The organism is Francisella sp. SYW-9 (assembly GCF_008711465.1).
GTDB lineage: Bacteria > Pseudomonadota > Gammaproteobacteria > Francisellales > Francisellaceae > Francisella.
This window is the reverse complement of the sequence record NZ_VXKQ01000075.1, coordinates 1-542: the sequence shown is the minus strand read 5'-3', so window position 1 is coordinate 542 and position 542 is coordinate 1. Positions and strand designations below refer to the sequence as shown.

The window sequence follows — 542 nt, the reverse complement described above, 5'->3', positions numbered from 1 at the left end:
GAAGAAAGAAGATAAAAAAAAGAAAAAAGAAGGAAAAATAGAAAAAGTAAAAATAGGTGGAAATGAAGAGAAGAGAAAAAATGAAAAGAAAGAAAATGGAAAAAAAGAAGAAAAAAAAAAAAAAGAGGATAGAAAAAAAGATAAAAAAGAAAAAAAAAAAAAAAATAAAGGAAGGAAAATAGAAGAAATAATGTAAAAAGATGAAAAAATAGAGGAAAAAAAGAAAAAAAGGGAAAAATAAAAAAAAAAAAAAAGAAAAGAAAGAAAGAAAAAAAAAAGGAAAGAAAGAAGGAAAAAAGAAAAAAAGAGAGAAAAGAGGAGAAAAGAGGGGGAGGGTAGGAGCAAGAAATAAAAGAAAAGGAGAGAACAAAAACAAGAAGACAATGGTAGGGAAAGATGAGAGCAGAGAAATAAAGAGAAAAAAAATAAAATATAAATAAAAAGTAGAAGAAAAAGAAGAAAATGAAAAAAGAAAAAAAAAAAAAAAAAAAAAAAAAAAAGATAAGAAAAAAAAAAGAAAAAAAAAGAAATAAAAAAAGTAA

General features: G+C 21.4%; 1 protein-coding gene. It reads left to right on the top strand.

Features of this window, described 5'->3' with window-relative positions; genetic code table 11:
* On the top strand, window positions 1-196 hold a 196-nt coding region (locus tag F3D62_RS13330; RefSeq protein WP_191092629.1), incomplete at its 5' end, for a hypothetical protein.
* Between the last annotated feature and the right edge of the window lie 346 nt (window positions 197-542).